Origin of the sequence: Tunturiibacter gelidiferens (genome assembly GCF_013410115.1) — a bacterium.
GTDB classification, from domain to species: domain Bacteria; phylum Acidobacteriota; class Terriglobia; order Terriglobales; family Acidobacteriaceae; genus Edaphobacter; species Edaphobacter gelidiferens.
On the sequence record NZ_JACCCV010000001.1, the window covers coordinates 799,772 to 817,266 of the forward strand.

At 59.8% G+C, this 17,495-nt stretch carries 17 protein-coding genes; 9 read left to right on the forward strand and 8 right to left on the reverse strand.

The window, feature by feature from the left end; genetic code table 11:
* Positions 1-2: 2 nt before the first annotated feature.
* The gene (locus tag HDF12_RS03465; protein ID WP_179581230.1) at positions 3-1,100 is read right to left on the reverse strand and encodes a metal-dependent hydrolase; all 1,098 of its coding nucleotides are present in this window, start codon (positions 1,098-1,100) and stop codon (positions 3-5) included.
* A gap of 264 nt (positions 1,101-1,364) precedes the next feature.
* Between HDF12_RS03465 and gatB the strand changes: the two genes are divergently transcribed.
* From gatB to HDF12_RS03490, 5 genes are all read left to right on the forward strand, one after another.
* Positions 1,365-2,879 (forward strand): Asp-tRNA(Asn)/Glu-tRNA(Gln) amidotransferase subunit GatB, encoded by a 1,515-nt coding sequence (gene gatB / locus HDF12_RS03470; protein WP_179581231.1) that lies wholly within the window; start codon positions 1,365-1,367, stop codon positions 2,877-2,879.
* A 292-nt stretch (positions 2,880-3,171) separates the two neighbouring features.
* Positions 3,172-4,602 carry a hypothetical protein gene (locus HDF12_RS03475; RefSeq protein WP_179581232.1) on the forward strand — a complete coding sequence of 477 codons (1,431 nt, stop codon included), beginning with the start codon at positions 3,172-3,174 and terminating at the stop codon, positions 4,600-4,602.
* Between the two features lie 89 nt (positions 4,603-4,691).
* Positions 4,692-5,000: a DUF6496 domain-containing protein gene (locus HDF12_RS03480; protein WP_179581233.1), complete on the forward strand. Its 309-nt coding sequence runs from the start codon at positions 4,692-4,694 to the stop codon at positions 4,998-5,000.
* Positions 5,001-5,011: 11 nt separating this feature from the next.
* Entirely contained in the window at positions 5,012-5,458 is a 447-nt protein-coding gene (locus tag HDF12_RS03485; protein ID WP_348641601.1) for a nucleoside deaminase, read from the forward strand.
* A gap of 62 nt (positions 5,459-5,520) precedes the next feature.
* Positions 5,521-6,036 (forward strand): DUF2199 domain-containing protein, encoded by a 516-nt coding sequence (locus tag HDF12_RS03490; protein WP_179581235.1) that lies wholly within the window; start codon positions 5,521-5,523, stop codon positions 6,034-6,036.
* Positions 6,037-6,145: 109 nt separating this feature from the next.
* Here the strand turns inward: HDF12_RS03490 and HDF12_RS03495 are convergent, their stop codons facing one another.
* The gene (locus tag HDF12_RS03495; protein WP_179581236.1) at positions 6,146-7,540 is read right to left on the reverse strand and encodes an APC family permease; all 1,395 of its coding nucleotides are present in this window, start codon (positions 7,538-7,540) and stop codon (positions 6,146-6,148) included.
* Positions 7,541-7,873: 333 nt separating this feature from the next.
* Here HDF12_RS03495 and HDF12_RS03500 point away from each other — a divergent pair, with 333 nt between their 5' ends.
* A complete protein-coding gene (locus HDF12_RS03500) occupies positions 7,874-8,317 on the forward strand; it encodes a hypothetical protein (RefSeq protein WP_179581237.1) in 444 nt (147 codons plus the stop codon).
* 43 nt (positions 8,318-8,360) lie between these two features.
* Here HDF12_RS03500 and HDF12_RS03505 read toward each other — a convergent pair whose 3' ends face one another.
* From HDF12_RS03505 to HDF12_RS03530, 6 genes are all read right to left on the reverse strand, one after another.
* Complete coding sequence (locus tag HDF12_RS03505; protein WP_179581238.1) at positions 8,361-8,771, reverse strand: FmdB family zinc ribbon protein; 411 nt, start codon at positions 8,769-8,771, stop codon at positions 8,361-8,363.
* Between the two features lie 84 nt (positions 8,772-8,855).
* Positions 8,856-10,478, reverse strand: coding sequence for a phosphoglycerate dehydrogenase (gene serA, locus HDF12_RS03510; protein WP_179581239.1), 1,623 nt, complete (start codon positions 10,476-10,478; stop codon positions 8,856-8,858).
* Positions 10,479-11,037: 559 nt separating this feature from the next.
* Positions 11,038-12,207 (reverse strand): glutathionylspermidine synthase family protein, encoded by a 1,170-nt coding sequence (locus HDF12_RS03515; RefSeq protein ID WP_179581240.1) that lies wholly within the window; start codon positions 12,205-12,207, stop codon positions 11,038-11,040.
* Between the two features lie 32 nt (positions 12,208-12,239).
* Entirely contained in the window at positions 12,240-12,653 is a 414-nt protein-coding gene (locus tag HDF12_RS03520) for a hypothetical protein (protein WP_179581241.1), read from the reverse strand.
* Positions 12,654-12,816: 163 nt separating this feature from the next.
* Positions 12,817-14,175: a DUF3863 domain-containing protein gene (locus tag HDF12_RS03525; protein ID WP_179581242.1), complete on the reverse strand. Its 1,359-nt coding sequence runs from the start codon at positions 14,173-14,175 to the stop codon at positions 12,817-12,819.
* 85 nt (positions 14,176-14,260) lie between these two features.
* The gene (locus tag HDF12_RS03530; protein WP_179581243.1) at positions 14,261-15,460 is read right to left on the reverse strand and encodes a pyridoxal-phosphate-dependent aminotransferase family protein; all 1,200 of its coding nucleotides are present in this window, start codon (positions 15,458-15,460) and stop codon (positions 14,261-14,263) included.
* A 151-nt stretch (positions 15,461-15,611) separates the two neighbouring features.
* On the opposite strand from HDF12_RS03530, the gene HDF12_RS03535 reads away from it, so the two are divergent.
* The 3 genes from HDF12_RS03535 to HDF12_RS03545 all read left to right on the forward strand — a co-directional run bounded on the left by HDF12_RS03535 (position 15,612) and on the right by HDF12_RS03545 (position 17,371).
* Entirely contained in the window at positions 15,612-16,079 is a 468-nt protein-coding gene (locus HDF12_RS03535) for a GatB/YqeY domain-containing protein (RefSeq protein ID WP_179581244.1), read from the forward strand.
* 126 nt (positions 16,080-16,205) lie between these two features.
* On the forward strand, positions 16,206-16,673 hold the full coding sequence (locus tag HDF12_RS03540; protein WP_179581245.1) for a hypothetical protein: 468 nt from the start codon (positions 16,206-16,208) through the stop codon (positions 16,671-16,673).
* 242 nt (positions 16,674-16,915) lie between these two features.
* Positions 16,916-17,371, forward strand: a complete 456-nt coding sequence (locus HDF12_RS03545; RefSeq protein WP_179581246.1) for a hypothetical protein — start codon at positions 16,916-16,918, stop codon at positions 17,369-17,371.
* The last annotated feature ends 124 nt before the right edge of the window (positions 17,372-17,495 follow it).

Consider the following 17,495-nt stretch of genomic DNA (forward strand, 5'->3'; position numbering starts at 1 on the left):
TGCTAATGCTGGATACGGCCGTCCATCTCCATGCGGACGATGCGACGGTCGGCGTTGAGGTAGACGGTGCCTGAGAGTGGGGGCTTTTCGCGGCCGGCCAGGAACGGCGTGTCGTAGAAGAAGCGCAGATCGCGGAAGGTGACGGCGGTGAGGCCTTCCTCGTTCGTGCCGATGTCGGTGACTACGGGATACTGCGACCAGTCGAGGTAGGCTTCGCCGAGCCAGCTGCGCTTGGCTACGAGGGTGGCGATTGTGGTGGGGGGCTTATAGATGATGTCGGCCTGAGTGCTGGTGGCAACGACGCTGTTGAGAGTGTCGACTGTGGCGAGCTGGTAGAACTGTGGAGTCTCGGCGACGGTCTGCCAATGGAAAGGGTTGACGGGGTAGGGGCTGGCGAAGACCCGGGAGACGCGGGCTCCGTTGTAGTCGGTGGATTGGGCGAGTTGGAGGGCCTCTGCGTGTTCGACGAAGCGCAGGGTCCAGAGGGCGACGATGGCGACGAGGGCGAAGATTGCCCAGCCTCGTCCGCGGAATGCTTGTTTGCGAGCGCCTACTTCGCTGCTGATGAGCCCAAAGAGGGAGGGCGCGATAAGAGCCAGGAGCAGAAGGAGAAAGATGATGGGTTCGAAGATGAAGACGATGGAGCCGGCGTACCAATGGGGGTTGAAGGGAAAGAAGGGGCGGAGGCCGTAGTTGTTCGTCCAGTCGAGCAGGAGGTGACTGAGCAGGGCGATGAGAGAAAAGCCATAAAGGAGGCCCCAACGGATGGGGGCGTGGTGGCGGGGTAGTGGAGTCGTCGTGGGGTCATAAGGCAGGGTGGGGTCGGGTTGTTGCGGGGCTTCGTTGCGTTGGCTTCGCCAGCGGTGAAAGAGCCAGATGGCGCCTACGATCAATGCAGCTTCGAATGGCAGGCCGAGGAGGGTGTGGGTCCAGCCGCGATGATGCTGGAAGGCTGCGATGGGGCCGCGGATGGACCATAGGGTGTCGAGGTCGGGAGCTTCGGCGGCGAGGGTCATTGTGGCGGTGGCGTAGGCGGCTTTGCGGTTAAAGCCGGAGCGGGCGAGGACGGCGCCGGTCATGAGGTGGGTGATGGGTTCCATTTGCTTCCGATAGTAGCTTGTTTCGTGGCGCTGTCCTGCCGGACGGGCCCACTGCGCGTGGGGCGGTCACTTCGTGACTCGTATACCTTGTGTTGTTGAGTGGAAAGCAACGGTCCTCCCGCTGGTCGGAATAAGGATTGTGCCGACCAGCGGGAGGCCGCCATGCCTATCTTCCCGCCAAGACCGGTACACCCGTCACGAAGTGACGCCCCACGCGCAGTGGGCCCGTCCGGCAGGACATGCTTGGTAGAATCGAGATAGACCATGTCTACCTTGACTGCGCTTTCGCCCGACGTTCTTGCCAAGTACCAGCCCGTGATTGGGCTGGAGGTACATGTTCAGCTTTTGACGAATTCGAAGGCGTTTTGCGGGTGCGTGAATAAATACGGTGGCGAGCCGAATACGCATTGCTGCCCGACCTGCCTCGGGTTACCGGGTGCGTTGCCGGTGTTGAATCGCAGGGCCGTGGAGTTTGCTGTGCTGGCGGCGAAGGCGATCAACTGCGAGATTCGCGAGACGAGTATCTTTTCGCGGAAGAACTATTTTTATCCGGATTCGCCAAAGGGATACCAGATCTCCCAGTTCGACAAGCCGATTGCAGAGCATGGATGGATTGAGGTGCCTGCGTTCGATGCGAGTGGTGCGGCTGTGACCAAGCGGATCGGTGTGACGCGGCTACACATGGAAGAGGATGCGGGGAAGAGCATTCACGATGGGTTTGCGGATTCGGTGTCGAAGACCTATATCGACCTGAACCGGTGCGGTACGCCGCTGGTTGAGATTGTGAGTGAGCCTGATTTGCGAACTGCGGATGAGGTGTTTGAGTACTTGACGAAGTTGAAGGAGATTCTGCTCTACACCGGAGTGAGCGATTGCAATATGGAGGAAGGCTCGCTACGGTGTGACGCGAACGTCAGTGTGATGCTGAAGAGGGATGCGGCGGAGTTCGGGGCTAAAGCATACGGCACGAAGGCTGAGGTGAAGAACGTCAACAGCTTTCGGTACATTCGTGCGGCGGTGGAGTACGAGATCGAACGGCAGATTGGCGTGATTGAAGACGGCGGCCGGGTGGTGCAGGAGTCGCGGCTTTGGAATAGCGCGGAGGGACGGACTTACTCGATGCGGAGTAAGGAGCAGGCGCATGATTACCGGTACTTTCCGGAACCGGATCTGCCGCCGCTGGTGGTTGGGGCGGAGTGGCAGGCGGAGATTCTGAAGATGATGCCTGAGCTGCCCGAGGCTCGTCGAGAGCGCATGATTCGCGAGTATGAGATCTCCGCGCAGGACGCGGCTACGTTGGCAGCGACGCGTGAGTTTGCAGATAAGTTTGAAGACGCGGCGAAGAAGGCCAAGAGTCCTCGTCGAGTGGCGGCGTTGCTTACGAGCGAGTTGACGATGCGGTTGCGTGCTGCGGGGCTGGAGTTGGAGCAGTCGCCGGTGTCGATGGCTGGTGTGGTGATGGCGGCTGACCTGGCGGAGTCGGGGGAGTTGTCGAGCAAGATGCTGAAGCAGTTGCTGGATAGTGCGTTTGAGAAGAACGAGGATTTTCCTGTGGTGTACGAGCGTGAGAAGCCAAAGCAGATCTCGGATACGGGCGCGATTGAGGCGATGATCGATGAGGTGATCGCTGCGAATGGGAAGCAGGTGGAACAGTATCGCGGGGGGAAGAAGACCGTGGCTGCGTTCTTCGTCGGTCAGGTGATGAGGCTGTCGAAGGGACAGGCGAATCCTGCGCTTCTGAGTGAATTGGTGGTGAAGAAGCTGAATGCATTGGGATAGACCCGGGAGTGGAATGATCATTCTGTGTCGCCACCGATCGAACTATGCAGGTTGAAGTTTTGTATCGAGATGTGGGCGGCCGGGCGATTCACGCCGCGATTCCGTAGCACCGGTTTGACCTGGTAGTTTGTGTTGAATTAAGTTCTTGCGCACGCGCGGCGTAGGGTTTAATGGGCGGATGCATGTGCGTGGCCCTTTGTCCAATGATGCCTGTCGTGGGGTGTGTGTGAGCATTCCGCTTGCTCTGTTTGGTTGCCGGAGCGATGCTCCGTACGTTGTGCCGGAGGAGCCGATGCCGGCGAACACCGTGATGCTGTCGCAGATGATGCGGGAGCTTTCCGCTACGCCGGGATTTACGGACGCGATGCTCGCGCAGCTGGATAAGAACGGGAAGAATGGCCCGGCGCTGATGACGCCAGCGCTGGTGAAGCGGCTGCGTGAGTTGATTCTCGGGAAGGACTGGCAGGGACTGGATCGGTTCCCTGGTTGGACGATGCGGTCGATCAACCCTACGGTAAGAGTTGCGGGTCGCGTGGTTGCCAAGGATCAGAGTGTGACCGATCTTGCGGCTCGGCACCCTGGAACGCCTGTGGGTTCGAAATCGACGAAGAGTGCTGTGACTACGGATCAGGCTAAAGACTATGTCGATCTTGGTGACTATTCGCTGGAGAAGGCTGAGATAGTGAGTCTGGATGCTCCGTCGAAGCTGCCGGGGTTCACGACGGATGGTCTGGTGAGCGAGCTTGGTGCTGGCGTGGTTCGGGGAGATGGGGAGAATGCGACGCTTGCGCCGATGCATGCTGAGAGTCAGCGTTTGGCGGATTTATTGAACCGGCTGAGTTTGAATGGGCTGGATGATTCTGTTCCTGTTACGGTTACAGTTGAGGGTCAGAGCGCGAAGACGCCGCAGGAGCTGGTGAAGGCGCTGATGACGACTGGGCATACGGTAGTGGTGGCGGATGCGCGGTACTTTGCCAACTTCGGGCACTTTCATTACAAGGGGCAGGATGTGATGATGCCGTTCTGGGTGGACTCGCAGATTCGCGTGCCGGGAACGAGGCGTCCGCTGTTGGTTCCGGTGAGCCATGCTGAGTACGAGTGGGGGGTTCGCGGACCGAAGGTGAATGCGAATGTGAGTTGGTACTTCGGCATCGACGGTAAGGCGGAGTTTCGCACGATGGATACGCAGGATCAGTCTTGGGTGCTGGGTCGTCATGCGCATGAGTATCGCGATGCAGATGCGGTGGAGGTGACGCGGCTGGTGGGAAAGATGGCGATTGCGTATATGCATCAACATCTGGCACGTCCAGAGCTTCCATTTGGCGGATACTATCCGCTCGGCGTTTGCCAGGATGGTGTGGCGGCGATTGAAAGGAAGATGACGGGGAATGACACGTTGTTTCCCAACACGGCGGATGGCGCGTTGTTTGATGATCCTCGTGATGCGGAGATCAATGAACTCATCAAGGCTATTCCGAAGGACCGGGAAGGCGGGGCGCCGGAGCCTGCGCGGATCTTCGGGTCTCTGCCGGCCACGGATTTCGATTCGATTACGATTCCTGGGTTTGCGGCTGATCTGAAGCTTGTGCACGCGGCGTGGCAGGATGGGTCGCTGGAGCGGACTCCTTCGTGGATACGCAGAGTGACGTTGAGAGTTGTCGGGGTAGCAGCTTTGGGGATGCTGGCGGGAATCGTGGTGTGGCGACGACGGCGAAATCGCTGACGTTACTTGGTATCGTTTGAGGGGCAGTGATCGTTTGGTGATGCAACGTTGCGATGGTCTCGAGGACTCTTAGTGTGAGGAGGAACTCTATGACTACGAAGAAGGCAACGGCAAAGAAGTCGGGGAGTACGAAGACAGGTTCAAAGAAGACGGCAACGAAAAAGACAGCGACTAAGAAGACTCCGGCAAAGAAGTCGGCAAAGAAGAGTTCGACGCGGAAGTACAGTCCTTCGGCCAGCAAGAACGTTGAGACTGAGATGCGCGAGATGAAGAAGGGCACGTTGAAGAGTGGTCGCAGTGGCAAGAAGGTGACCAATCCGAAGCAGGCGATCGCGATTGGTTTGTCAGAGGCACGGAAGGCCGGGAAGAAGGTTCCGCCGCCACCGAAGAAAGGGTAAGGATGACGCAAGTGGAGAGGTATCGCGCGATGCTGGAGGTCGCGCTGAAGGAGGCCCGCACCGGTCGGAGCGAGGGTGGTGTTCCGATCGGTGCGGCGTTGTTTGATGGGGAAGGCAAGCTGCTGGCGTCGGGAAGAAATCGAAGGGTGCAGCAGGATGATCCGTCGGTGCACGGAGAGACGGATGCGTTTCGACGGGCGGGGCGGCAGAGGACTTACAAGGACAAGGTGATGGTGACTACGCTTGCTCCCTGCTGGTATTGCAGTGGGCTGATTCGGCAGTTCGGGATTCGCACCCTGGTGGTGGGGGAGAGCAGGAACTTTTTAGGTGGGGTGGAGTGGTTGAAAGGGCTTGGAGTGAAAGTGATCGATCTCGATTCGCAGGAGTGTTCGGACCTGCTGACCGGGTTTATCGCAGAGAAGCCTGAGATTTGGAATGAGGATATCGGTGAGGAGTAAAGGCTCTCCTGGCGGAAATCACTCTCGCGTGAAGATGCTCTCTGATGTGGAATGATGGAGAGATGAGTATTAAGTCAGAGAGCGGGTTTGGTTGTAGCGTATGTGGCGAGCATCATGTTTTGTCGTTGAGTTATAGCGTCAAAGCTCCGCTGGCTGTTGGTGCGATTGCGGTGGAGGAGTTGGATCAGCGAGTGGTGATTACTCCCGATCAGTGCGTTGTTGATGGTAAAGATTTCTATCTACGCGGGCGCATTCTGGTGCCAGTGATTGGGTTGGAGGAGCCGTTTGTTTGGGGGATCTGGGCTGAGGTGAGTCCAAAGAACTTTGTGCGGACCAATGAACTGTGGGCGGTTGAAGGACGAGAGAAGGAAGCACCGTTTCCTGGTTGGCTGAACTCTCAGTTGCCGATTTTCGGCGATACTTACAACCTTGAGGTGAGCGTGCAGACACAACCGGTGGGGCGTAGGCCGCATTTTACGATTGTGGATCAGGACCATCCTTTGGCAGAAGACCAGAGGGATGGCATCACGATGGAGCGGGTGGAAGAGATTGCGGTTCGGATGCTGCATCCGGATTGATTCTGTTGGTTGTCCTGCCGGACGGGCCCGCTGCGCGCGGGGCGGTCACTTCGTGACTTGTGTACCTTTTCTTGGTTGGATAACTGTGTGAGGGCCTCCCGTTGGTCGGCTAGCTATTAGATTGCTGAGGACTGCGACGGGTGGTGAGGGCAAACCAGGCCGTTCCTCCAAGGATGTAAGCGAGGTATACGTAGGGTAGCCAGTTGTAAGGACGCTCGGGGACGGGGTAGAGGGTTCCGGCCAGCGCGAGCATGATCGCGAGCGTAGTGGCGACGGAGAGGATCAGTGGAGTGTTGGTGAGGCGGTGGTTGTGCTTCAAGTAGAGAGGGAGCGCTATGGCGGCGAGACCGTAGGTGGTGAGGAAGCCGTAGACGGCGAGGGAGCCCATCCAGCCATAGATGTCGGTTCCGGCGATGCCGCGGAGGGCGAGGACCGTCACAGGGAGTGCGGTGAGGATGCCGGAGACGAGGACCGCTGCGCCTGGGGTTGCGTTCTTACGGTGGGCCAAGCCCAGTCGCTGGTGGACGAGGCCGTTGTGGCCCATGCGCATGAGGACGCGCGCGGCCGCGGTGATGCAGGCGAGGGTGCAGGCGAACATGCTGACGAGAGCGCCGAAGTCGATGAAGGGGCCGAGGGGGGTGACGCCCGCGAGGTTGGCGAGGACGCGCATGGGGGCGGTGGATTCGCCGAGGTTCTGGTGGGCGGCGTGCATGCCGAGGGTTTCGAGGTAAGCGCAGAGGATGAAGAAGAGGCCGGTGAAGACAGCGCTCTGGATGACTGCGCGGGGGATGGTGAGGAGCGGGTTGGAGGCTTCGGCTCCTAGAGTGGTGGCGCTCTCGAAGCCGACGAAGCTGAAGAGGGCGAGGACTACACCAAGGCGGACTGCGGAGGGAGTGACGCCTTCGAGGTGGAGTTGGGCGTGGTCGATGTGGAGGCCGTTGTGCCATAGCAGGAGCGCGAGCACGATGGCGATGAGCGCGACGGAGATGGCTTCGATCCAGAGCATCAGCCGGGCAGAGACTTGTACGTCGCGGTAGGCGATGAAGGTGGAGACGCCGACGCAGAGTAATGCGAGCAGGAAGGTTGGAGCCGACTTGCCGGTGATCGAGAGGAGGAAGACGTTGGCGTAGTTGATGAAGCCTCCGGTTACTGAGGCTCCTGTGGCGATGTAGGCAAGCAGGAGCGCCCAACCTGCGATGCCGCTGATGACCGGTGGGAGGGAGGAGGTTGCGTAGGTGTAGAGCGAGCCTGAGCAGGAGGTGTAGCGGGCGAAGCGGCTGATGCAGAGAGCGATGAGCAGGATGGCAGCGGTGGCGAAGAGGTAAGCGAGCCAGGTTCCGTTGCCGGCGAGGACGAAGACCAGAGGGATGGTCATGGTCGGTGTGGTGGTGGGAGCGATGGTGGAGATGGATTGAGCGAGTGTCTCCATCGGCGAGAGGATGTTTGCGCGCAGACCGGGAGCGGGAGCGAGGGAGGCTTCGGATTCGGCGACGGTTTGCTCCATTGTGCTTGATCCTTCTTGCGTCGGTGGGAATATCGATGCGGATGCGCGGAAGCGGTGCCGAATGTCCGAGGCAGAGCTGCTTGTGGCTGGAACGATGACGTGGAGTTAGAGCGAGGATAGCTGAAGTTGGCTGGAGCGCGAAGCGGTATCTTGCGCAGCTGTCGACAATGTGGCGTTGCCCTCAATTGAGAGCAGACGTTGCTTTGGCCGAAAGAGATGAGCTTGTTCGGGATCCGGAACGAATCACGAGGTGACTTGCTGATGTTCAGCGCTGGGAAACTGGTGTAAGCTTTCGGGCGGGCTCCCACACAGAAAAATCTATGAGGTACGACCATGAAGGCGTTCGCACGTTGTTTCGTCGCTTTGGTACTCACTGCTATGCCGGTTAGCGGACTAGCTCAACAGTATTACAGTCATACAGGAGTCGTTCGGGCTGTGAAGCTCCGGATATTGCCAGGAAAAACCAAGGAGTTTTACGAAGCGTTTGCTTATGCGCCTAAGGTTTTCGAGGCCGAGAAAGCAGCTGGCATCATCACGGGATACTCGATTATGACCTCAGTGAACTTCGAGGGGCCGGAGAAGTGGGACGTAATGTATGTGCTTCATTTCAAGAATATGGCCGTACTGGATACGTCCGCGGATCTGGCCGAACCTATTATTGCCAAGGTGTATGGCTCGCCCGAGAAGAGAGCAGAGGTGCTCAGGATGAGGGCGGAAAGCACAGAGGTGGTCTCGAGCGAACTGGTTCGCGAGATTCAACTGAAGCCGGTGCCATAAGCGAAGCCGCTGCCATCAACCGAAGCCTGGAGCGCCTGCGCGGCTACTTCTTGTCTGACGACGAGGAAGCTGCTGCAGGCGCTGCCGGGGCGGACGTGGCTGCTGGAGAGCTGCCGCTCGAGGAGTTGGAGTCGGTGCTCGACTTCGAACTACCAGACTTGGAATCACCGGACTTGGAGTCGCTGGACTTGGAGTCGGTGGATTTCGAATCGGCTGACTTCGAATCTCCGGCGCTTGACCCTGAGCCGTTGCCATCGCTCGAGGACTTTGGTTTGGCGTTGCCGTAGCCGTCGGCGTACCAGCCGCCGCCTTTGAAGCTGATCGCGGGGGCAGAGATGACGCGTTCGAGATGGCCGCCGCAGTGAGGGCAGACGGTGATCTCGGGATCGGAGAACTTCTGGATTTTTTCAGTGTGCTTGAGACAGGTGGTGCATTCGTATTCGTAGAGCGGCATGTTGTTCTTTCTTTATTTCCTTACTTGATGGGATGCGGGATGAGGCTTGAGGATGCGGTTCAGGCCTCATCCGGTGATGGAGCGTTAGAGTTTGCCTAGTTCGATGAGACGAACGCTGGCGATGGCTTCTACTTTGCGCAGAGCTTCGACGGCGGCGGTAGCCGATGCGGCCTTGGGTACGTCGATCTGGACGACTGCGAGGGCCTGGCCCTGGGGGACGCGCTGGCTCTGCGTGGAGTGTGCGCGGCCCAGGGCGAAGTTGGCGATGTTGACTCCATGGTCGCCGAGGATGGTGCCGATGCGGCCGACGACGCCGGGAACGTCGTGGTTGCGGATGGCGACGAGGGTGCCGTGGAGGGGGGCCTCGATGTCGATGCCGTCGTAGCTGAGAAGACGGGGCGAGGTGCCGTGGAGGACGGTGGCGGAGGCGCTGGCGTCGCCGTCGGAGGAGTGGAGGACGATCTTGAGGACTGAGCCTGCGCCGCCGACGGTGAACTCTCGCTTGTCTTCCTGGATGCGGATGCCGCGTTCGGCTGCGATGGCGGCGGCGTTGATGCGGTTGGCGGTGCTGCCGCCGTCGGCGCCCGAGAAGATGCCTGCGATGGCGGCGTTACGGATGAGGTCGGTCTTGCCGGAGGCGATGCGGCCGGTGTAGGTGATCTGGATGTTCTCTAAGTTGCCCGGCGTGGCGTGGGCGAGGAAGTATCCGAGGCGTTCGGCCATCTCGATGTAGGGAGCGATCTCTTTGTACTCCTCGTGCGAGAGGGAGGGCAGGTTGACGGCGTTCTGAACGACACCGAGTTTGAGGTAGTCGCGGACCTGCATGGCGAGCTGGATGCCGATGGCCTCCTGGGCCTCGTCGGTCGCGCCGGCGATGTGGGGGGAGAGGAGGACGTTGTCGAGGTTGTAGAAGGGCGACTCTTTGAGAGGCTCCTGGTGGAAGACGTCGAGGGCTGCGCCGCCGACGTGGCCGGATTTGATGGCGTCGGCGAGGGCTTGTTCGACGATGAGTTCGCCGCGGGCGCAGTTGATGATGCGTACGCCCTTCTTCATGATCTTGATGGAGGTGGCGTTGATGAGGCCTTCAGTCTGGGTGGTGAGGCCGACGTGGAGGGTGAGGTAGTCGGAGGATTTGAAGATGTCGTCTATGGGCACGAGGGTGACGTTGTTCTCGCGGGCGATGACGGGGGCGACGAAGGGATCATATCCGAGGATGGTCATGCCGAAGCTGGCGGCGCGGCGAGCGACTTCGAGGCCGATGCGGCCAAGGCCAACGATGCCGAGGGTTTTGCCGCGGAGCTCCTGGCCCTGGAGGGATTTTTTGTCCCACTTGGCCTGGTGCATGGTGGAGTTGGCGCGCGGGATGGAGCGGGCGAGCGAGATCATGAGGCCGAGGGTGAGTTCGGCGACGGCTACGGCGTTGGCGCCGGGGGTGTTCATGACGACGATGCCGCGGTGGGTGGCGGCGCCGGTGTCTATGTTGTCGACGCCTACGCCGGCGCGGCCGATGACGCGGAGTTTGGGGGCGGACTCGAGGAGTTTGGCGTCGGCCTGGACGGCGGAGCGGACGACGAGGGCGTCGGCGTCGGCTAGCTCTGCGGCGAGGCCGTTCCTAATCTGGTCTGGGGTGACGATCTGCCAGCCGGGTTCCTGCTGGAAGACGGCTAGGGTTGCTGGCGAGACTTTTTCGGCGAGAACGATCTTCAAGATTGACCTCTGCGTTCGGTATCGGTTCAGTGCGGCATTGCAGGAGGGGGTACCCCCTCCCCCATACCCGCGTGCAAGTTGTCTGTTTTCATTTAGATAGCGAAAGGGGTGGACGCTAAATACGTCCATCTAAATGGGTTACGGCTAAATTCTTCCAGCGAAACGAGTTAGGCAATCTATCGGACGGTTTGGCCAGTGGGACGGCTTTTTGTGTGTACTTCTCTCTATTTTACGGGATTGGGTGAAACTAATGCGCCACGTTGATGTTGTTGTTTGAGTTGGGGTTAGGAGGATAGGGGGCTTGACACGATTTTGTTTGGCTTATAGGAGCAATGTCACTGCATGTCCTGCCGGACGGGCCCACTGCGCGTGGGGCGGTCACTTCGTGACGGGTGTACCGGTCTTGGCGGGATGAGTTGCATAGGTCCTCCCGCTGGTCGGCATGAGCATAGGCCCGACCAACGGGAGGAGCACGTAGTTCCCCCTGCCACGACAAGGTATACCCGTCACGAAGTGACCGCTCTCCGCGCAGGAGGCCCGTCCGGCAGGACATGATCTTCTAAATGAAGAAGTGCGGGACGAAGGAGCTCAGGTTATCAGTGATGGGGTTGAAGGACTCGCGGACGCCGAGGCCGCAACAGTCCTGGTCGATCATCCAGAGGCCGAGGACGGTGTGGCGATGATCGAAGACGGCGTCCGGGGCGAGGGCCTGAATGATCTGTTCGCCATTGTAGGGGCCGGCCGTGGTGGCGATGTCAGTGCCCTCGCGAACGAGGGTGATGTTGGCGCCTTCGCGGGACATCAGCGGCTTGCGGACGTAGTTTCGCAGATTGACTGCGGCGTCGTTGCTGCCTGCGAAGTGGGATTCGAGGAGAAGGTCGTGGTTGGGGTAGAGCTGCCAGAGGATGGGGAGGATCCCTTTGTTGGAGAGGAGCATCTTCCAGATGGGCTCGATCCAGCGGGTGCTGGGGTAGGTGTCGATGGCGTGGGGGCCGAACTCCTCCTGAAGCATGGCCTCCCAGGGATAGAGCTTGAAGATGGAGAACATGGGGTGTTCGTCGGGGTCGAGGAAGAGTTGTTGGTCGTCATTCCAGCCGATCTCGTTCATGAACATCTGAAGGGTTTCGAGGCCGGCCTGCTGGGCGGTGTCGCGGAGATAGGTGACGGTGAGCTGGTCTTCGGGGTTGTCGAGCGCGGCGAAGTAGACGGGCTTCGAGAGGTAGGGGTCGATGTCATGCCACTTGGCGATGAGCTTTTCGTGAATCGAGTTGAACTGATCGGGCTTTGAGGAGATGAGGGATGTGGGCATGTCCTTGAGCCAGTGCCATTGGACGACTGCGGCTTCGAGGAGCGAGGTGGGAGTGTCGGCGTTGTACTCGAGGAGCTTGGGGGCGTGGCCGCTTTGTGCGCCGGCCCAGCTCAGGTCGAAGCGGCCGTAGAGCGCGGGTGGCTCGTTGTTCCAGGCCCACTCGATGGCGTCGACGGCCTGCTGGGGGATGTCGAGTTCGGCGTAACGCTTCTGGTCGATGATGTGCTGGGCGGCGGCGAGACACATCTCCTGGAGGGTATTGCCGGCGGCTTCGAGAGTGTCGATCTCAGCGGCGGTGAAGCTGTAGGCGGCGGACTCGTCCCAGTAGGGTGTGCCGTTTTCGAGGGTGTGGAAGGTGAGGCCGACGGACTCGACTTTTTGTTGCCAGTTGTCGCGTGGGGTTAGGGTGATGCGCTGCATGAGTCTCCTGGGTCGATGATTCGTCGCTGCTGTTATTCGCCTGCGCTGCCGCCGTGGGATCCGCCTTCACCGCTGCTGTGGCTTCCGCCCTCAGAGAAGCTGCGGCCGAAGCCGCCGCGGATGGTGACGCCGGAGCGATTGGCGTAGCTGCGACCGGCGACAGGGGCGTAGCCTCCCCCGCCAACTACGCTGCCGAGGCCGTAGCCTCCCCAGCCGCCGTAGTAGTAGCGGTAGGGGATGAGGATGGGGAGGAAGCCACCGTGGCCGTCGGGGCGCTGTTGCTGGATGCCTTGTTGATCAGGCGGGAGGTTGGCGCAGAGTTTGTCGTCTACGACGTGGTTGTTCTCGTCGACGCAGCGCTGCATCTCGGGTTTGCGACAGCCGGTTAGGAGCGCCATGGCTGCGGCGGCTAGAAGAGGTGCGGCGACCTGGCGGGAGCGTTTCATCGGGTTGCACAAGAGTATCAAGGGCCGAGAGACCGCGGATTGCGGATTTTACTAAGACGATTGCACTGCGGTTCGAGGAGTGCGGTTCGCTTCGCAAATCCGACCCTTTATGGTGAAACTGGAAGGGTGGGGACCGGCTTTGCCGCGGCTAAAGGGGTACTCTTCATTTCAGCTTCTTCAGCTCCGGATACCGCGCAAATATCCGTCGCTGATCCTCCGCTGTCAACTGCCCCAGCCGCTGGGGCTTATCCTGTGGCCGCGTGCCTTTCTGATTCAGCACATTCATCAAGCTCCACTCCCGCTGCAGAATCTGCGGCTCCTGAGCCGGCAAGTCGTAGCGCGTGAAGTCAATGACCATTGGTGCGTCGTTCTTCGCCCAGTTCCGCAGCAGCGCCAAACGAAACTCGCGGTTCATAAACCACTCGATCTCCAACTCTTTTTCCGAGCCCGGCGCGCCGGTTCCTCGAGCATCGAACTGATAGTTCAACGAGGCATTGCTGGGCGTGTGCTCGCGCCACTTCAGGCCGAACTCACCCTCGGTCAACACGCTGGTGTCCGGCCACCTGTCCCTGACGGCCTGCAGCCAGTAGGTCAGATCCTCGTCGTGCCCAACCGAGACCTCCCAGATCCCCGTAACCCAGCCAAATCCATTGAGAGCGTGGCCTCGGTCGAAGTGCACCGCAGTGGTGTCCAGCATCTCCCTACGGCCCACTGCCGTCCCCAGATTTCCTACAGCTTCGATTGGACCCACGCCCAGCCGGCTGTTATACCCGCCCTCGAAGCCCTCCCGCCGTGCGGTTAGAAAGTCGCAGGTCCAGCCATCCAGGCAGACGCAGTCGATGAAGTCGGCCGCTCCCTGTGCGGGTTTCAGATAGTGCTCCCGGCTTGGATAGTACGGATAGCAGATGGCGCCATCGCCATCACCGTGGTCAATGCCGTGCTGGCTCCAGATCTGCCCCTGGCAAACATGAATGCCCTCTTCGGTAGCCAGGTATCTCTGGTTTTCCGCGTCCAGGAAGCCCGCTACTATGCACTGCGGACGATATCCTCCGCCCACCATGGTGGAGATCAAGCCCAACGCCTTGTGAATCGTCTCGCGGTTATGCGGTCGCGTGTCGTACATGGGTGCAAAGTAGCCGCCCGGAATGAAGGTGATCTCGTCACCATACTGATCGTGATACGAGGCGAGAAGACGGCGCGCGTCTTTGTACTCCTGCCGGTTGTCGTTCAAGGCCAGCCAACTTACCGCCCATGTCATTCGGCCTTCCGGGCACCCTCTGGCAAATGCTTCTCTTCGCGAACGAATATGGGCGGGGCTGTTGTCCGGAGCTTCGTCTTCTCCGATCGAACGATTAGGCGTCACCTCGATCTGGTTGACGCGCACGACGGAGACATGGGTCAGGAATCGTCCGCGCAGAGCAGAAGTGCTCGCGCCCAACGCCATCGCGCTCTGCGCCGTGAGCGCGGCGCCGGCGGCACCGATCAGAAACTCTCGTCTGCTATAAGCGTGGTCCGTTGCCATAATTTAGACTTTCCGTCTTCCATGGCTATTGAAAACCCACGTCCGAGAGTCCGGACGTGGGCACCCCGTTTTGTGGCGTTGCTGGTTATTTGGCGTGTTCGGCGAAGAAGGTTTGGGCCGCGATCAGGCCTCTGCCGAAGGTGAAGTTGGGGGCGGGGAACTTGGTTTTGTGGATGACTTGCTCGAGCGCGCCGAGAATGGCGATGGTGTCCATGTAGTCGAAGAAGCCGATGTGGGCGATGCGGAAGAGCTGACCCTTCATCTCGCCCTGGCCGTCGGTGACGATGGCTCCGAACTGCGATTTGAGACCTTTGACCAGCGTGCCGGAGTCGCTGCCTTCGGGGGCGACGATGGCGGTGGCTGCTGCGGCTTCGTTGCCTGCGGGGGCGAAGAGCTTGAGGCCGAGTGCGGTGGCTGCGGCGCGGGTCATGGCGGCGCAGGTGATTGCGTTGTCTACCAGCTTGACGCGGCCTGCGGCGAGGTCGCCTTCGGGTTGTTCGGGTGTGGCGGCTTGTGCGGCGATGTAGTTTAACGCTGCGCCCAGGGCGGCGATGAGCGCAACGGATGGCGTGTATGCGGATTCGCCCTTGGCGGCGTTCTTGCGCTCCTTGCGGAGGTCGAAGTAGTAGCGCGGGTTGTAGGTGGCCTCCATGCGGTCCCAGGCGCGCTGGCTGACTGCGAGATAGCTGAGGCCGGGGGGAATCATGACGGCCTTTTGCGAGCCGCCGATGAGGACGTCGATGCCCCAGCCGTCCATGTCGAGGTGCGAGGTGCCGAGGCCGGTGATGCCGTCGACGATGAGGAGAGCTTCGGAGTTTTCGGACTTGAGAAGCTTGGCGATGGCTTCGATGTCGTGGCGGACGCCGGTGGAGGACTCGGTGGCCTGGACGAAGACGGCGCGGGTTTCGAGGTGGAGATTCGCTTTGATCTCATCGAGGGAGAAGGTGCTGCCGTAGGGGGCGCTGACAACGTCGACGTGGCAGCCGAAGGCTTTGGTGATGCCGGTCCAGCGCTCGCCGAACTTGCCGGCTGTTAGCACCAGAACGCGATCTCCCGGTGACGTCAGGTTGGAGACGGCGGCTTCCATGGCGCCTGAGCCAGAGCTAGAGAGGATGATGACGTCGTTTTTGGTGCCGACGAACTCTTTGAGCTGGGAGAGGACGCGGGTGTACATCGCGCGGAACTCGGGGGTGCGATGGTGAATATCGGCCGCAGCCATGGCGAACTGGGCGGCGGGGAGGAGAGGGGTCGGACCAGGGGTGAAGAGGCGCGTTTTGCGGATCATGAGTTTATTGTAGCGGGGTCCTGCCGGACGGGCCCACTACGCGTGGGGCGGTCACTTCGTGACTTGTATACCTTTTCTTGGTTGGTTAGAGGCTTGGGGCCTCGCGTTGCTCAGCTTACTTATAATTGGGGATTGATTGGATGGAGATGCGATGACGATTGGCGAGAAGATTCAAACGGATATTGTGGTTGCGATGAAGGCGAAGGATGAACATAAGCTGACGACGCTGCGGATGGTGAAGTCGGCGCTGAAGAATAAAGAGATCGACAAGCGCGAGAAGCTGACGGATGCGGAGGAGTCGCAGATTTTGACGACGCTGATCAAACAGCGGAGGGAGTCCGTGGAGTCGTTCACTAAGGGTGGCCGGCCGGAGCTTGCAGCGAAGGAGCAGACGGAGATCGGGATGATTGAGGGCTATCTGCCGCAGGCTGCGGGGGAGGATGTCATTCGCGGTGTGGTGCAGGGGGCGATCCATACGATGTCCGAGGGCGGTGCGAAGCCGACGCCGAAGGAGATGGGCGCGGTGATGAAGGTGGTGCAGCAGCGGATCCTGGCGGATGGACTGCGCGCGGATGGCAAGCTGGTGAGCGAGATTGTGAAGGCGGAGTTGGCGAAGTAGTTGCATGATGCCCGGTGTGGCGGTTAGGGGATTCAGGTAGGTCGGAAGGACTGAAGTCTGATTGATCGCGCGAACGGTTATTTAAGTAGTGATGGGAAGGTGCTTGTCCAGGGAGCTTATTCTTCGATGTCGTCTGCTTCTTTCAAATCAGTTGAATCTGAAGAGACCTTGTCGCTGCGGATGCCTGCGGTGAAAGCGGTGAGAGCACAGGGCGTTATTGCCTGGTCGAGCCTCTTCTTCGTGCTTCTGCAAAGCGTCTGCAGCTTCTTTGTTGCTCTGGATGGTCTGCGTGTTGTGATTGGAGTGGGCGCGTTGGCTGGCATCACACAGGCCGGGATGGCCTGGGATAAAGTCCACACGGACTGGATTCGCGTGCCGATGATTGCGTTTGCTCTGATGGGTGCGCTACTGAACCTGGCGATTCTGCGGCGTGTTCGATATCTCCGCAGACGCCCGTCGTCGCTCTGGCGTCAAAGGCCTCTGACCCTGCGCAAGATTCGAATGGAGCGCATCCAGTTGGTTTTGTCATTGGTCACACTGGCTCTGATAGCGATTGAAGAACTGACACACTTTCATACGTTTCATCGGATGTAATCTTCGATTTGCGTGCGGGTTGGTGGCTGTATCTTCGCGACCAGTTGAACTTGCGTGGTGTGATGATGGCGGAGCCTTGCAAGGGTGGCCGGCGGATTGATTGCGCGCGGATGGGAAGGTGGTGAGCGGGATTCGTTAAGGCGGAGCTGGCGAAACAAATCAGGCGCTTCGAGTGGAGATCTCTGGATTGCGTGGCCGCTGCCAGCAGGTGTATATTTCTCGGCCATCGAGGTAACAACTTTATGCGAAAGATTCTATGCGCGTTAGCGCTGTTAGCGTTTGCGACGCCGCTGCTGGCTAGTGATCCCTTCGTTGGGACATGGACGCTCAACTCGGCAAAGACGAAGTATACGACCGGTACTGCACCGAAGAACGTAACGCTTGTAATTGAGGAGCAGGGCGCCAATCTTCAGGTGACGGGTACTGGCACGACCGGCGATGGGTCGCCGCTATCGGTGAAATATACGGTTCCGATCAAGGGCGGGGTGGGGACTGTACAGGAGGGCGACTTCGACGGAGTCAGCTCAAAGCTGGTCAGCTCTCACAGCCGCGTTAATACTTTTACGAAAGCCGGAAAAGAGATCAGGACACGCCATACCGTCGTTTCAACAGACGGGAAGACGCTTACGACCACAGTCAAGGGAACGGGACTGGACGGGAAACCGGTGGCGGGGGAGGACGTTTACGACAAACAGTAGCCTGGCGCTTGACAGGGATTGAAGCTTGGATGCGCCTGAGGGGATCTTGAAGGTTAGGTGTGATCTCCACGGATTGCAGAGAGCAAGGGGTTGGGGGTTCCTGAGCGCTGTTTATTCGGGAACC

Bases quoted from the DNA above. Each gene is read 5' to 3' on its own strand.
- HDF12_RS03465 (WP_179581230.1), bottom strand. From the start codon at position 1,100: ATGGAACCCATCACCCACCTCATGACCGGCGCCGTCCTCGCCCGCTCC.
- gatB (WP_179581231.1), top strand. From the start codon at position 1,365: ATGTCTACCTTGACTGCGCTTTCGCCCGACGTTCTTGCCAAGTACCAG.
- HDF12_RS03475 (WP_179581232.1), top strand. From the start codon at position 3,172: ATGCCGGCGAACACCGTGATGCTGTCGCAGATGATGCGGGAGCTTTCC.
- HDF12_RS03480 (WP_179581233.1), top strand. From the start codon at position 4,692: ATGACTACGAAGAAGGCAACGGCAAAGAAGTCGGGGAGTACGAAGACA.
- HDF12_RS03490 (WP_179581235.1), top strand. From the start codon at position 5,521: ATGAGTATTAAGTCAGAGAGCGGGTTTGGTTGTAGCGTATGTGGCGAG.
- HDF12_RS03495 (WP_179581236.1), bottom strand. From the start codon at position 7,540: ATGGAGCAAACCGTCGCCGAATCCGAAGCCTCCCTCGCTCCCGCTCCC.
- HDF12_RS03500 (WP_179581237.1), top strand. From the start codon at position 7,874: ATGAAGGCGTTCGCACGTTGTTTCGTCGCTTTGGTACTCACTGCTATG.
- HDF12_RS03505 (WP_179581238.1), bottom strand. From the start codon at position 8,771: ATGCCGCTCTACGAATACGAATGCACCACCTGTCTCAAGCACACTGAA.
- HDF12_RS03515 (WP_179581240.1), bottom strand. From the start codon at position 12,207: ATGCAGCGCATCACCCTAACCCCACGCGACAACTGGCAACAAAAAGTC.
- HDF12_RS03520 (WP_179581241.1), bottom strand. From the start codon at position 12,653: ATGAAACGCTCCCGCCAGGTCGCCGCACCTCTTCTAGCCGCCGCAGCC.
- HDF12_RS03525 (WP_179581242.1), bottom strand. From the start codon at position 14,175: ATGGCAACGGACCACGCTTATAGCAGACGAGAGTTTCTGATCGGTGCC.
- HDF12_RS03530 (WP_179581243.1), bottom strand. From the start codon at position 15,460: ATGATCCGCAAAACGCGCCTCTTCACCCCTGGTCCGACCCCTCTCCTC.
- HDF12_RS03535 (WP_179581244.1), top strand. From the start codon at position 15,612: ATGACGATTGGCGAGAAGATTCAAACGGATATTGTGGTTGCGATGAAG.
- HDF12_RS03540 (WP_179581245.1), top strand. From the start codon at position 16,206: ATGTCGTCTGCTTCTTTCAAATCAGTTGAATCTGAAGAGACCTTGTCG.
- HDF12_RS03545 (WP_179581246.1), top strand. From the start codon at position 16,916: ATGCGAAAGATTCTATGCGCGTTAGCGCTGTTAGCGTTTGCGACGCCG.